This window comes from Roseivivax jejudonensis, from assembly GCF_900172265.1.
Lineage (GTDB): Bacteria > Pseudomonadota > Alphaproteobacteria > Rhodobacterales > Rhodobacteraceae > Roseivivax > Roseivivax jejudonensis.
The window spans coordinates 60,645-73,133 of record NZ_FWFK01000008.1 but is presented as its reverse complement, the minus strand read 5'-3'; the positions used below and the strand labels follow the sequence as shown (position 1 = coordinate 73,133).

Sequence of the window (12,489 nt, the reverse complement as noted above, 5' to 3'; positions counted from 1 at the left end):
ACGACAAATCCAAGGATTGCAAATGTTCGATCTCTACACTCACGCCACACCAAACGGCTACAAAGTCTCAATCGCACTTGAAGAACTCGGCTACGTCTATTCGGTGCATCCGATCTATCTGTCGAAAGGACAACAATTCGAGGCCGCGGTTCGAGAAAAAAACCCTAACGCGAAAATCCCGATCCTGGTCGACCGGGAAAGGGACGTCACGATCTACGAAAGCCAGGCTATTCTACTCTATCTCGCGCAGCGATCGGGTCAGTTATTTCCCGACCAGAGTGAGCCGGCGTCGTATTGGGACGGAATGCAGAAGCTTTTCTTCGCCTCGGCATCGATCGGTCCGATGTTCGGACAGAGGATGCATTTTTCGTTTCTTGCACCGGAGACTGTTCCATACGGCATTCGTAGGTACGAAGCCGAGGGCGATCGGCTGATGGAAGTCTGCGACAGTATGCTCTCGGGTCGCGAGTATTTCCTCGGCGAACAGTATTCGATTGTCGATATCGCGGTCTACGGATGGATCAAGATCGCTGTCGCAGCGGGATATACGCTCGCGGAGACGCCCAACCTCCTTGCATGGTTTGATCGGGTCGATGCACGTCGGGCCGTTCGCAAGGGGCTGGAAGTTCCCGCCAGAATGGATCCGAGCCGACTGCCACGACGTAAGGCGGCCTAGCTGTCGAGCTGTAAGACAAAGTCAGTCAAGCGGACCGAGGACAATTGCACCAACCAAAAGGAGAAATATCATGAAGTTATCGACACAATCCACATCCGGCACCGATCCCGTCACCGGCAACTCAACCCCGCGCTGGCTGACCTGGACCACATGGGGTCTTCAAGCCCTTCTGGCTCTCGCCTTCCTGGCCGCGGGCGGCCAGAAGCTCGCATCGACAGAAGCAATGGTCCAGATGTTCGACCAGATCGGCCAGGGTCAGTGGCTGCGATGGATCACCGGCGGGCTTGAGGTCGTTGCCGCCGTGCTCGTGGCCATTCCGGCGACCGCCTTCATCGGGGCGGCCACGATCGCCGTGATTATGTTCGGAGCCATCTTCACACACCTGTTTCTGATCGGCGGTACGGCGGTTCCCGCACTCGTCCTCTTGATCCTCGCCGGCGCGGTCTTGTGGCTGAAGAGGCCGCAATGAAACGACGAGTCTTTCTCGCCGCACCACTCGTGGCCGCCGCTTGTTCGGCGGCCCCGGGCCCGACACTTCTACCGCGTGAGCGGCGCGGGCAAGTCATTCCGGAGTACCGACTGCCCGCTGATGCGTCGTTCGATATCTGGCGGCGCCATCTCGATCTTTCGGTCATGCGGAAACGTCCCACCATACTCGCACTATCGGGCGGCGGCGAGGACGGAGCGTTTGGAGCCGGTCTTCTGAACGGCTGGTCTGCGACCGGAAAGCGACCGGATTTTGACTTGGTCACTGGCGTTTCGACCGGCGCACTGATCGCACCATTTGCCTTCGTAGGTGCGTCGGAAGACCGGGTCCTACGACGCATTTATACCACCCATGATCAGGGCGACATCCTGCGCTCGCGGTTTCCGGGTGGAATCGTACAAGACGCAATCTTCGACTCCGAGCCCATGCGCCAATTGCTCGACATTTACATTGACGAGGCACTTCTGGAACGGATTGCGGCACGGCACGCAAGTGGCGCTCGCATGTTCGTCGTGACGTCGAACCTGGACACGGGCCGGGCCTGGATCTGGAACATGGGCGCAATCGCCGCGGCCGGCGAGATAGATCTGTTCCGGTCCGTCACGCTTGCCTCCGCCAGTATCCCTGGCGTCTTTCCACCCGTACGTATCCGGCTCTCCACAGAGCGCGGCGCGCTATCGGAAGCCCATGTGGATGGCGGCGTAAACATGCAGCTGCTTGCCGTGCCGGATGCGGCGTTCCGGAACCTGTCCGCGACTGCGGGATCCGGCGGTAGCCTCTACCTCGTGATCAACAACACGCTTTCGCCGACACAGAACGCGGTCCCGCGCCGAGCTCTGTCGATCATGCAGGCGACATTCAGCAGCATGGTCCGCGCCTCGGCCCGACAGACCACGGAAAGTGCGCGGCGCTATTCCGAGCGCACCGGGATGGCGTTTGAGGTTGCTGCGGTCGGACCGGATTTCGACGTCCCGTTCGATGCCTCCGAGCGGTTCTCACTCGACTACATGCGACCGCTCTATCGCTACGGATACACGCGCGCCACATCAGGAGATGCTTGGCGGTAGCGTTTCAAATACGAAACACCGCCTTCCCGGCGCGCTCCTTATTTCACGTCAAACGCCGCGTTATCTCGCTGCTCATACAAGCAACCGGAGACGGCTCATGCCCGTGACACTTATCGCCGTTGCAGCGCTTTTGGGCGCCATGCTGTTCGCATTCCGAGCCGGATTGCCTGCTGCGTTGGCCTGCTCGACTGCCCTGGGCGCAAGCGCGATGGCGGCTTTTTCGGGGAACGACGCACGTCTTGTAGGACTTGGTGTGGGCGGTTCTCTTGCTCTTCTCGTCTTCCTCGGCATCGCGCTGCCGCGGTTACCTGTCTTGCGAATAGTCGTTGTGTCGCGCAGCCTCGGCTCGGCCGTTGGGCTCGCGCACGGCATCACAGCGGTGATCCTCGTCGCCGGCATCATACAAGCGACCAATTCCCAGGCTCGCGGTGCAGTGCTCTCAGCCCCCGTTTATCCACCCATCGCCGCCGCCGGGAGCCGTCTCGCCGCCGTAGCTGACACAAATGCGGTTGCCTACGCGCCGCCGACGACCCCGGACGAGCCAGACGCCGCCGATACGCCCGCCCGGCCCGTCGCTTGGGCAGAGGCGGCGCCGTATGACGGGTCATCACATCGCACGCTCACGGGCACGGTGACCGCCGCCGAGAGCGCGCCGCTCGGCTTCGAGGTCGATGGCCGAGTCGATCGCGTACTTGTGCGCATCGGCGACGAGTTCGGACGTGGCGACGTGCTCGCGACGATAGACACGCGCACGTTGCAACTTCAACTCGACGAGCGGCAAGCGGCGCTGATCGAGGCCGAGGCCATGTTCGCAGAGGCCCGGCAGGAGTATGCCCGTCAGGAACAGCTCTTCGATCGCGGCGTGGCTGCCGAGGCACGGCTCGAGGATGCCGCCGCAGCGCTCGACAGCGCGCGCTCTCGGCTCGAGGTCGCGCGCAAGGGCGTCGAGCAGGCCCAGGACCGGCTGGAGGATACCCGGCTGACCGCGCCCTATGCCGGTCGTGTCGCCGAGCGAAGCGTCGAGCCCGCGCAACTCGTCCGCGTTGGTGAGCCCGTGTTCGAGATCCAAAGCCTGAACGGCGGCGCCGAGATCGATGTCGTGGTTCCCGAAACGCTCATCGGCGCACTCGAACTCGGAACCCGTCACGAGGCGGAACTGCTCGACGGTCATGAAAAACAGGTCACGGCCGAGCTGATCGAGATCGGTGCCCGGGCCAACGCCGAAACAGGCTTTCCGGTTACGCTCGAAATTCTCGATGCAGACGGCTCGGCCCGGGCCGGTCTCAGCGCGGAGGTCCATTTTCGGTTCGGTGGAAACGCTGCCCCGCAAAATGCAGTCGCGGTACCGTTCGCTGCAATCCGTCCGGGTGAGGGCTCGGAGACGCACATCTTCGTTTTCGACCCTTCCGCAGGTGTCGTGCGTCTGCGCGAGGTGGCGGTCGCGACAGTCGAAAGAGAACTGGCGATCGTCACGGATGGGCTGACACCCGGGGACGTGGTGGTTACGCGCGGGGTCTCCGTTCTCTCTGACGGCGCGGCAGTGGCGCTCCAGGGCGTCGGCATTGCCCGCTACGACATGTGAGGATGCTATGCTGACCCGTCTCGCCTTCCGATTTCAGCGACTGACCTTCTTCCTCGTCGCCGTACTGATGGGGTTCGGCGCCTACAGCTACTTCACGCTGCCGGCGCAAGAGGATCCCCAGATCACCATCCGCGAAGCCATCGTGACGACTCGATATCCGGGACTTCCGCCCGAGCGGATTGAAAACCTCGTCACCAAACCGCTGGAGCGCGCAATCCGAACCATGCCCGAGGTCGAGGAGATCCGCTCATCCTCCACCGCTGGCGCCTCAATCATTCATGTCGAGGTCTATGACCGTTTCTTCGATCTCGATCAGATATGGGACGGGCTGCGCGCGGAGGTGGAGCGTGCGTCCACCTCGCTGCCAGACGGCACCCAGCCACCGGTGGTGACCGATGACGTGGGCGACGTCTCGGTCGTAACAGCGACGCTAACGTCGCAGGATCACACGCTTGCCGAGATGTCAGAAATGGCAGGCCACGTACGGGACCAACTCTACACGGTCAATGGCGTGAAGGCCGTCGACATTTCCGGCGCGCGCGAAGAACGGGTCTATATCGAGACCAACTCTTCACGACTAGCCGCGCTCGGGATCGGACCCGCAGCGATTGCGCAAACACTGTCGAGCCAGAACATCATCCGACCTGGCGGGCAGGTCGACCTGGGCTACCGGACACTCCTGATCGAGCCCACCGGCGACTATCGTAACGTGCAGCAGATCGCGGAGACGTTAATCCCGGTCCCGGGCGGCGGTACAATTCCGTTGCGCGATATCGCGACGGTGGAGCGCACTCTCGCCGACCCTGTGACGCAAGCAGCCTACTACCAGGGCAAGCCCGCGATAATCTTCGCGGTGGCCATGCAGGATGGCGGCAACGTGCTCGAATTCGGCCCGCGGGTCGCCGACAAACTCGATGAGATCGAGACGGGTCTGCCGCTCGGCTACGAGATCGGCACCATCACATTTCAGGCCGAGCAGGTCGAGAAGGCCGTTTATGGCGTGTCGATCAACGTACTGCAGACGCTCGGGATCGTTTTGGCCGTCGTCGTGTGTCTGCTCGGGCTTCGCACAGGGCTCATCGTGGGGGCCATCGTGCCGATCGTGATGCTCTCGACACTTGCTGTCATGGGCTTCATGGGATTGCCGCTCGAAAGAATGAGCCTCGCGACCCTTGTGATCGCTCTGGGGCTCTTGGTGGACGCGGGCGTGGTGGTCGCCGAGGACTATAAGACCCGATTGTCGGAAGGTGCGGAGCGAGATGAAGCGCTCGAAGCGACCGGATCGGAAATGCAACTGCCGCTCCTGTCCTCGACGGCGACAACCATCCTCGTCTTCCTGCCGCTGATGCTGGCGAACCACGTTTCGGGCGAATACACTCGCTCGATCAGTCTCGTGATCGCGATCACGCTCTCCATCTCATGGCTGCTTGCGATGACCGTGACGCCGATACTGTCGCACAAGTTCGCTGCGCGCGAGCCGGCGGAAGGTGCGGATCGCCCGTTCTACGAACGCATGTTCGATCCCCTGAACGACGGGTACGCGCGCCTCATAGGCCAAGTCTTGTCCCATCGCTGGATTTTTGTGGCTCTGATGGTGTGTGGGCTCGTCGGCGGGATCGCGGGAATCGCAACCGCGCCGCAAAAGTTCTTTCCCGGTTCGGACCGTGCTCAGATCATAACCTATCTCGACCTGCCAACGGACGTGACCGCCGACGCTACGCAGGACGCCGTCGAGGAGCTCCTGCCGACTCTCACCGACGACGAATTCGACTGGCTCGAGGACACGGCTGCCTATGTCGGTTATGGCGGTCCACGGTTCGTTCTGTCGCTCACGCCGATCGATCCGGCGCCGAACCGCGCGGTTCTGGTGATGAATGTCGACGAGAGCGAGAACGTCGCGCGTGGTGTCGAGGAATTGCGCAGCCATCTCGAAACGAATTTCTCGGACTTCACCTCGCGTGTCACGACGATGTTTCTCGGCCCAACAGACAGTTCGGTGATCGAGGTTCAGATCAAGGGACCGGACAGGGACTTTGTCTACCGGGCTGCGGCGCAACTGGAAGAAATCTTGGGGTCCGTCCCCGGCGCCCGCGACATCCATCAGGACTGGGAAAACCGTATCCTGCGCCTCGAAGTCAAAGTTGACCAGGTCCGGGCCCGGCGTGCCGGCGTCACCTCGTCGGACGTGGCCCAATCGATGTCGAGCTTTTTCTCGGGCCGCGCGGTGTCGCAATATCGCGACGGGGACGATGTCATTCCCATCGTCTCGCGAGCTTCTGATGCAGAACGCACCGATCTTGACCGCCTGCGCACCGTGCCCGTCTTCGCCCAGGACGGCTCGTCTGTGCCGCTGGCGCAAGTAGCAGAGGTGGCAATAGCGCAGGGTTATTCGCGCATCGAACGCGAAGGGCTGGAGCGCACCGTCACGGTGTCTGGCCGATCCGAGCTCATGGGCGCCGAGGACATGGCGCCGATCATCGAGGACGACATCGAAGCGCTGCGCGCCACCCTGCCAGTCGGCCACAGCATCGAATACGACGGCATCCTCACGCAATCGGCCGAGGGACGTGCGGCGCTCGCGGCCAATATGCCCCTCTGTCTCGCGCTCGTGGTCGTGTTGCTGATTGCACAATTCAATTCGTTTCGCCGGCCGGCGATCATACTCGCCACCGTCCCTCTGATCGTCCTCGGCGTAGCGCTCGGATTGCGACTCTTCCGCGCAGACTTCGGCTTCATGCCGATCCTCGGGCTTCTGAGCCTCGCCGGCATCATCCTCAACAACGCGATCGTGCTCATCGACCGCATCGACATCGAGCGCGAGGCGGGACGTATTGGAAACGAGGCCATCATCGAGGCCGCGCGCCGCCGCCTGCGGCCGATCCTGATGACAACCATAACAACGATTCTGGGCCTGCTGCCGCTGATCCTGTCAAACGACCCGCTGTTTTACGGAATGGCAACGGTGATGGCGGCGGGCCTCGGCGTCGGCACGATCCTCACGCTAGGTTTTGTGCCGGTCCTCTATTCGCTCTTTTTCCGAATGGCTCAAAAGGACGATCCCGATACCGCGTCCGATCAGACCTCTGCGGATGCGGCACGGCCGGACTCCCCCCGTCCGGCCTGACGCGGCGCCCCGGCAATTTCAGCCGGGGCGCTCTTTCCCGATCGACAGGGCCCATCAGGAGCCCCGAAACAGACATGCTGCGGCGGGCGCACTGTCCTCGCACGCCCGCGCGGACAATTCGAGGAGACCGACATGACCACGACACCGAAGACCAAGAAACCCATTCTCGTCGCCTTGCAGGGCGGAGGCTCGCACGGCGCGATGGGCTGGGGGGTGCTCGACCGACTGCTTGAAGAACCAGATCTCGACATCGTTGCCGTCAGCGGGACGAGCGCAGGCGCCATGAACGCGGCTTTCCTGTCCGCGGGGCTCGCTGCCGGCGGAGCCGAGGCTGCGCGGGCGGCGTTGGCGCGCTACTGGCGTTCGGTCAGCCGGAGCGCCGCTTTTTCACCGATCCAACGCACGCCTCTTGCGCGGATGCTTGGAGACTGGTCCTTCGACGACAATCCTGGATACAGGATGCTCGACCTCATGAGTCGGATGGTCAGTCCCTACCAATCCAGCCTGCCCGGTCATCATCCATTGGCTCCCATCCTGGAGCGTCATCTCGACCTCGAGGCGCTTAACGCCGCTGCGGCACCCCGAACATATATCACCGCAACGAATGTCCGAACTGGGCTACCACGCGTCTTCACCCAACCTGAACTCTCGGTCGAAACCCTTCTGGCGTCGGCCGCCCTGCCCAACCTATTCCGCGCGGTCGAAATTGACGGCGAAGCCTATTGGGACGGTGGCTATGTCGGAAATCCGGCGCTCTTCCCTTTGATCGCACTCGAGTCCGCACACGACCTCGTCATCGTCCAGACCAACCCGTTCAGACGGCCAGATATCCCGAGGACGGCGCGCGACATCGCCAACCGGTTAAACGAAATCACGTTCAACTCCTCGCTACTGAAGGAGTTGCGAGCATTGATCGCGGCCCAAGCCCGAGGACGCGAAACCGATGTCCGCCTTCACAATGTACAGGCCGACGATGTGCTGATCGAATATTCCCCGTCGTCCAAGCTCAATGCGGAATGGGCGTATCTGCAGCATCTGTTCGAACGCGGACGCGCCGAGACTGACCGGTTCCTGGAGGCGCATGGTCAGGACATTGGAGTCAGATCGAGCTTCGATCCACGTCCGATGATCCAAGACCTTATGAGTGAAAATATCGACCTTGCTCAGGAGGTGGAGTGATGGGTCTCTTCGGCATCCTCCTCGCCCTCGGTCTACTGATATTCCTTGCCTACAAGGGCGCGAGCGTGCTGGTCGTGGCACCGGTCATGGCACTTCTCGCTGCAGCCTTCTCCCTGACACCCGGCCTCGCGACCTATACACAGGTCTTCATGCCCGCGGCGGGCGGTTTCATCGTGACATACTTCCCGCTCTTTCTTCTCGGCGCCATTTTCGGGCGCCTGATGGATGCGAGCGGATCCGCCAAGGCCATATCGAATGGCATCGTCGCGAAGCTCGGCGCAAGCCAGGCCATCCCGGCCGTCGTGCTGGCCTGCGCCGTTCTCACCTATGGCGGCGTCTCATTGTTCGTGGTCGCCTTCGCGATCTTTCCGGTGGCCGCGGCACTTTTCCGGCAGGCCGACATCCCGAAACGTCTCATTCCTGCGACCATCGCGCTCGGCGCATTCACCTTCACCATGACCGCCCTGCCTGGCACACCCGCCATCCAGAACGCGATCCCGATGCCGTATTTCGGCACGACGCCGTTCGCCGCGCCGGGCCTCGGTCTCATTGCCGCCGCCATCATGGGCGGAGCCGGCTTTCTCTGGCTCGAGCGCCGCAAGCGCGCCGCCGCAGCACGCGGTGAAGGCTATGGGGAGGCATATGACTCCGTCGTGACCATCGATGGAGACCTGCGCGACTTCGCCATGGACGAAGGCTTTGATCTTAACGAGATCAATCCCGCCGCAACCTCCCCTGCCCCACCTTTTTGGCTCGCGGCACTGCCGATTGTCGTTGTCATCGCACTCAACTATGCTTTGAGTGTTCATATTTTCCCGGCGGTCGATACGAGCTACCTGTCCGAGGATCAGTTTGGCGCGACTGACATTTCCGAGCTGCGTGGTCTATGGTCCGTGATTGCCGCGCTGACGGTCGCAATCGTCCTGATCCTTGCGACCTCGCTGAACCGGCTCGCCTCCCCGCGTCGCGACGTGAGTGATGGCGCAAACGCTGCGGTCTTGCCGATTCTCAACACCGCAAGTCTCGTGGGTTTCGGCGCGGTCGTCGCCGCCCTGCCCGCGTTCGCAGCGGTCTCGAATTCGATTGATGCGATAGGCGGCGGGCCACTCGTGTCGCTGGCGATTTCGACCAATGTTCTTGCCGGGCTAACAGGCTCAGCCTCGGGCGGCATGTCGATCGCCCTCGAAGCGCTCGGTTCGCAGTATCTCGAACAAGCTCGGATGGCTGGCATTGCGCCGGACCTGCTGCATCGTGTGACGACCATCGCCACTGGCGGTCTCGACAGCCTGCCACACAACGGAGCCGTCATCACGCTCCTCGGGATTTGCGGTCTGTCCCACAAGGATAGCTATGCAGACATCGCAGTCGTCGCTGTCCTAGCCCCAATCCTGTCACTGATCGCCGTGATCCTTCTCGGGTCCGTGTTCGGGTCCTTCTGAAAAATGGTGCATCTCATGGGCATTGGAATTATCAGAAAAATCGTCACTTTCGCCGCGGCGACGGCTCTCGTCATTCTGCTTCTCCTAGGCGCCGCCTCGGCCCAGATACCGGGGCTCGGTGGCGCTGCTGGCGCGGAAGAAGCCAGTCCGACAGCAGCCGACCCGCTGGGCCGCGACACGCCGCGAGGTCTTGTTACGGGACTGATCGCTGCGTTAGGCGAAAGTGATCTCGAACAAGCCGGACGCTTCCTGCGATCGGACGCAGCAGCCAACGACATCGCGTCGTGGGAGATCCGCCGGATCGAGAGCACATTGAATTCGGCCGTCGAGTTCGTGCCCCCAACCGAACTCAGCCTCGTGCCGGAAGGAGATCTCGACGACGGCCTGCCAGCGGATCGCGAGCGCGTTGGACGCCTCGGTCGCGGCGACTCCGCCGTTCCGATGATCGCCGAAAAGGTGGTCCGGGATGAGATCCCAGTCTGGGTGCTGTCCTCGGCATCAGTCGATGCGCTCCTCTCCTGGCGCTCGACCGACGCGTCCGGTCTCGCGCGATTTCAGGCAATGCTTGGCAACCTGCCCGCGGGCCCAGACGTTCGCGGCATCGCGCTCCGCGACTGGCTTCTCCTCGTGGCATTTGCGGCGATCAGTTACATCCTCGCCTACGGGTTGACGGCCATCCGGGCCCTTGTCACCGGATTTGTCGGCAGGAAGTCCGAATCTGAACGCCTTGCCCGCTTCGCTGCGATTTCCGAGCCGCCGCTGCGCCTGTTCATCGCGGCGCTGATCTTCACGTTCGGTGCAGGACAGCTTGGCGTGTCCGTTGTCGCCCGCTACCAGTTGAGCTGGGTCGTCGAACTGACCGCCTTCGTTTCGGCCGCGTGGTTTCTGTGGCGCGTCATTGACGTCCTCGCCGAGATCATGCTCGGCCGCATGTCGCGCCGCGGCGCGATCACCGCCTATTCGGCTGTAACCTTTCTCACGCGAGTCCTGAAAACGGTCATCGTTGCAGTCGTCACCGCAACCGCCCTGCGCGCGTTCGGCGTGGACATCACAGCGGGCCTCGCGGCACTGGGTGTCGGCGGCCTGGCGCTGGCGTTCGGTGCGCAGAAGCTGATCGAGAATCTCATCGGGTCGGTGACGCTGATTGCCGACCGGCCGGTTCGCGTCGGTGATTTCTGCCGCTTCGGCGAGACATACGGCACCGTCGAGGAGATCGGAATTCGGTCGACTCGCGTGCGAACGCTGGGCCGGACCATCGTCACAGTTCCGAATGGAGAGTTCTCGTCGCTTCACCTTGAAAACTTCACGCGCCGGGACGACTACTGGTTCCACCATACCATCGGCGTGCGCTACGAGACCTCGCCACGACAGATGCGGGCATTGCTCGGGCATCTGAAATCGATGCTGCTTGAGCATCCGCGCGTCTCCCCTGATCCTGCCCGCGTGCGACTCCTTTCTTTCGGGGCCCATTCGCTCGACATCGAACTCTTCGCCTACATTCACGCCAGCGACTGGAACCAATTCCTGGAAATCCAGGAGGAACTGATGCTGCGTATGATGGAGATTGTCGAAGGCGCATCGCCAGGCTTCGCGTTTCCGTCCCAGACGCTTTATCTTGCGCGCGACGGCAACCGCGTCGGTGAGCAGCCTGAGGACCGACTGTCCGCCTAGGCAAAGCGCCGGAATTCAGCGTCAGGCACACCTGCTCAAGGCACTAGGCGCCTGACGCACTCCAATCTGCCTATGTCGAGCAATGCCTTGAAGTGACGCGCGTCAACCTGAGCAGAGCGACGACATTCTTGTTTCGTATGGACACCCACCCGTTTCGGTATTTTCAAGATACAGCCAAACCCGCGATACTTCCGCGCCAACGCGTGTGAGCCGCATCGGGGAGGAAACGGGGATGCACGGATTGGTATCGACGGACAGCGTACCGCTGGCGGAGCGCGCGGATTTCTGGCGATCCGTCGTTGAGGATCACTACGTCGCCGTGGATCTCGAGTTGCCAAGGTCCCAGAACTTCCGGGGGGCCCTCGTCTACGGCAAACTGCCCGGTCTTGCGTTGACCCGCTATGCCGCAAGCCCGAACTCCGCCAAGCGGCGCGCCTCGCACGCAGCGCTTAGTGCGCGCGACGATCTTTTCTGTTTCTTCGCACGGCGCGGCGAAATGCACCTGCAACAATTGGGTCGCACAGCCTGCGCACGCGCCGGTACATTTTGCCTGATCGACAGCGAGGTGCCGTTTCTCCTCGACCAGCCATCGGAGATCGACGTGCTTGTGGCACGCGTGTCGCGCCAAGCGTTGTCGAGCCGCGTTTCCAATCTGGGTCTCTATACCTGTCGACAGATCGACACGCGGCACGGTCTTCCGGCGATTGTCGCCCGATTCATGGCGTCGATCTCGCAGGAGATCGGAGCGATCGGCGGCAGCGTCGACCGTGCGGCGCATCTTTCAACCCAAGCCATCGATTTGCTGGCGATGTGTCTCGTCGCTCCGAGCGCAACCGACGGGTCCGAAAAAGAAAGCTCCGCAAAACGCGCCCAGATGATCCGCGCCAGGGACCGCATCGCCGCCGAGCTCGGAGACCCTCGCTTCGCTCCGGCGAAACTCGCAAGCAGCCTCGGAATCTCGCAGCGATACTTGCACGCGCTTTTTGCCGAGGTGGGCAGCACACCCGGAAGCGCAATCCGCGAAGCCCGTCTCGACCGCGCCCGCGATCTCATTCGCGCGGCGCCGGATCAGCCGATCGGACACATCGCGCGTAGTGTTGGCTTTGCCTCGGCATCGCATTTCTCGCGGGCATTCAAGGCGCGCTTCGGCGTAAGCCCACGCGATAGTGCCGGGATCGCGGAGCTTACCGCCCTCGAGAATTGACCTGGAACGCATTGTCTTTGTCCTGAGCCCGCACTCGGGCACGTATCGTAAACCGGTCAG

9 protein-coding genes are annotated in these 12,489 nt (G+C 62.3%); all 9 read left to right on the top strand.

Annotated elements, in window-relative coordinates:
* The first annotated feature begins 22 nt into the window (after nt 1-22).
* The 9 genes from ROJ8625_RS18480 (at nt 23) to ROJ8625_RS18440 (ending at nt 12,429) form a co-directional block, all read left to right on the top strand.
* A complete protein-coding gene (locus tag ROJ8625_RS18480) occupies nt 23-676 on the top strand; it encodes a glutathione S-transferase family protein (protein WP_085793413.1) in 654 nt (217 codons plus the stop codon).
* A gap of 70 nt (nt 677-746) precedes the next feature.
* A complete protein-coding gene (locus ROJ8625_RS18475) occupies nt 747-1,145 on the top strand; it encodes a DoxX family protein (protein ID WP_085793412.1) in 399 nt (132 codons plus the stop codon).
* Nucleotides 1,142-2,230 carry a patatin-like phospholipase family protein gene (locus tag ROJ8625_RS18470; RefSeq protein WP_085793411.1) on the top strand — a complete coding sequence of 363 codons (1,089 nt, stop codon included), beginning with the start codon at nt 1,142-1,144 and terminating at the stop codon, nt 2,228-2,230. The genes ROJ8625_RS18475 and ROJ8625_RS18470 overlap by 4 nt, the downstream gene beginning before the upstream one ends.
* A gap of 97 nt (nt 2,231-2,327) precedes the next feature.
* Nucleotides 2,328-3,812, top strand: coding sequence for an efflux RND transporter periplasmic adaptor subunit (locus ROJ8625_RS18465; RefSeq protein WP_159456814.1), 1,485 nt, complete (start codon nt 2,328-2,330; stop codon nt 3,810-3,812).
* Nucleotides 3,813-3,819: 7 nt separating this feature from the next.
* Nucleotides 3,820-6,936 (top strand): efflux RND transporter permease subunit, encoded by a 3,117-nt coding sequence (locus ROJ8625_RS18460; RefSeq protein WP_085793409.1) that lies wholly within the window; start codon nt 3,820-3,822, stop codon nt 6,934-6,936.
* Nucleotides 6,937-7,068: 132 nt separating this feature from the next.
* The gene (locus tag ROJ8625_RS18455) at nt 7,069-8,115 is read left to right on the top strand and encodes a patatin-like phospholipase family protein (RefSeq protein WP_085793408.1); all 1,047 of its coding nucleotides are present in this window, start codon (nt 7,069-7,071) and stop codon (nt 8,113-8,115) included.
* Complete coding sequence (locus ROJ8625_RS18450) at nt 8,115-9,554, top strand: GntP family permease (RefSeq protein WP_200813343.1); 1,440 nt, start codon at nt 8,115-8,117, stop codon at nt 9,552-9,554. The genes ROJ8625_RS18455 and ROJ8625_RS18450 overlap by 1 nt, the downstream gene beginning before the upstream one ends.
* Before the next feature lie 15 nt (nt 9,555-9,569).
* On the top strand, nt 9,570-11,225 hold the full coding sequence (locus ROJ8625_RS18445; RefSeq protein ID WP_159456813.1) for a mechanosensitive ion channel family protein: 1,656 nt from the start codon (nt 9,570-9,572) through the stop codon (nt 11,223-11,225).
* A 232-nt stretch (nt 11,226-11,457) separates the two neighbouring features.
* Complete coding sequence (locus ROJ8625_RS18440; protein ID WP_085793405.1) at nt 11,458-12,429, top strand: helix-turn-helix domain-containing protein; 972 nt, start codon at nt 11,458-11,460, stop codon at nt 12,427-12,429.
* The last annotated feature ends 60 nt before the right edge of the window (nt 12,430-12,489 follow it).

Bases quoted from the DNA above. Each gene is read 5' to 3' on its own strand.
- ROJ8625_RS18455 (WP_085793408.1), top strand. From the start codon at position 7,069: ATGACCACGACACCGAAGACCAAGAAACCCATTCTCGTCGCCTTGCAG.
- ROJ8625_RS18460 (WP_085793409.1), top strand. From the start codon at position 3,820: ATGCTGACCCGTCTCGCCTTCCGATTTCAGCGACTGACCTTCTTCCTC.
- ROJ8625_RS18465 (WP_159456814.1), top strand. From the start codon at position 2,328: ATGCCCGTGACACTTATCGCCGTTGCAGCGCTTTTGGGCGCCATGCTG.
- ROJ8625_RS18470 (WP_085793411.1), top strand. From the start codon at position 1,142: ATGAAACGACGAGTCTTTCTCGCCGCACCACTCGTGGCCGCCGCTTGT.
- ROJ8625_RS18450 (WP_200813343.1), top strand. From the start codon at position 8,115: ATGGGTCTCTTCGGCATCCTCCTCGCCCTCGGTCTACTGATATTCCTT.
- ROJ8625_RS18475 (WP_085793412.1), top strand. From the start codon at position 747: ATGAAGTTATCGACACAATCCACATCCGGCACCGATCCCGTCACCGGC.
- ROJ8625_RS18440 (WP_085793405.1), top strand. From the start codon at position 11,458: ATGCACGGATTGGTATCGACGGACAGCGTACCGCTGGCGGAGCGCGCG.
- ROJ8625_RS18480 (WP_085793413.1), top strand. From the start codon at position 23: ATGTTCGATCTCTACACTCACGCCACACCAAACGGCTACAAAGTCTCA.
- ROJ8625_RS18445 (WP_159456813.1), top strand. From the start codon at position 9,570: ATGGGCATTGGAATTATCAGAAAAATCGTCACTTTCGCCGCGGCGACG.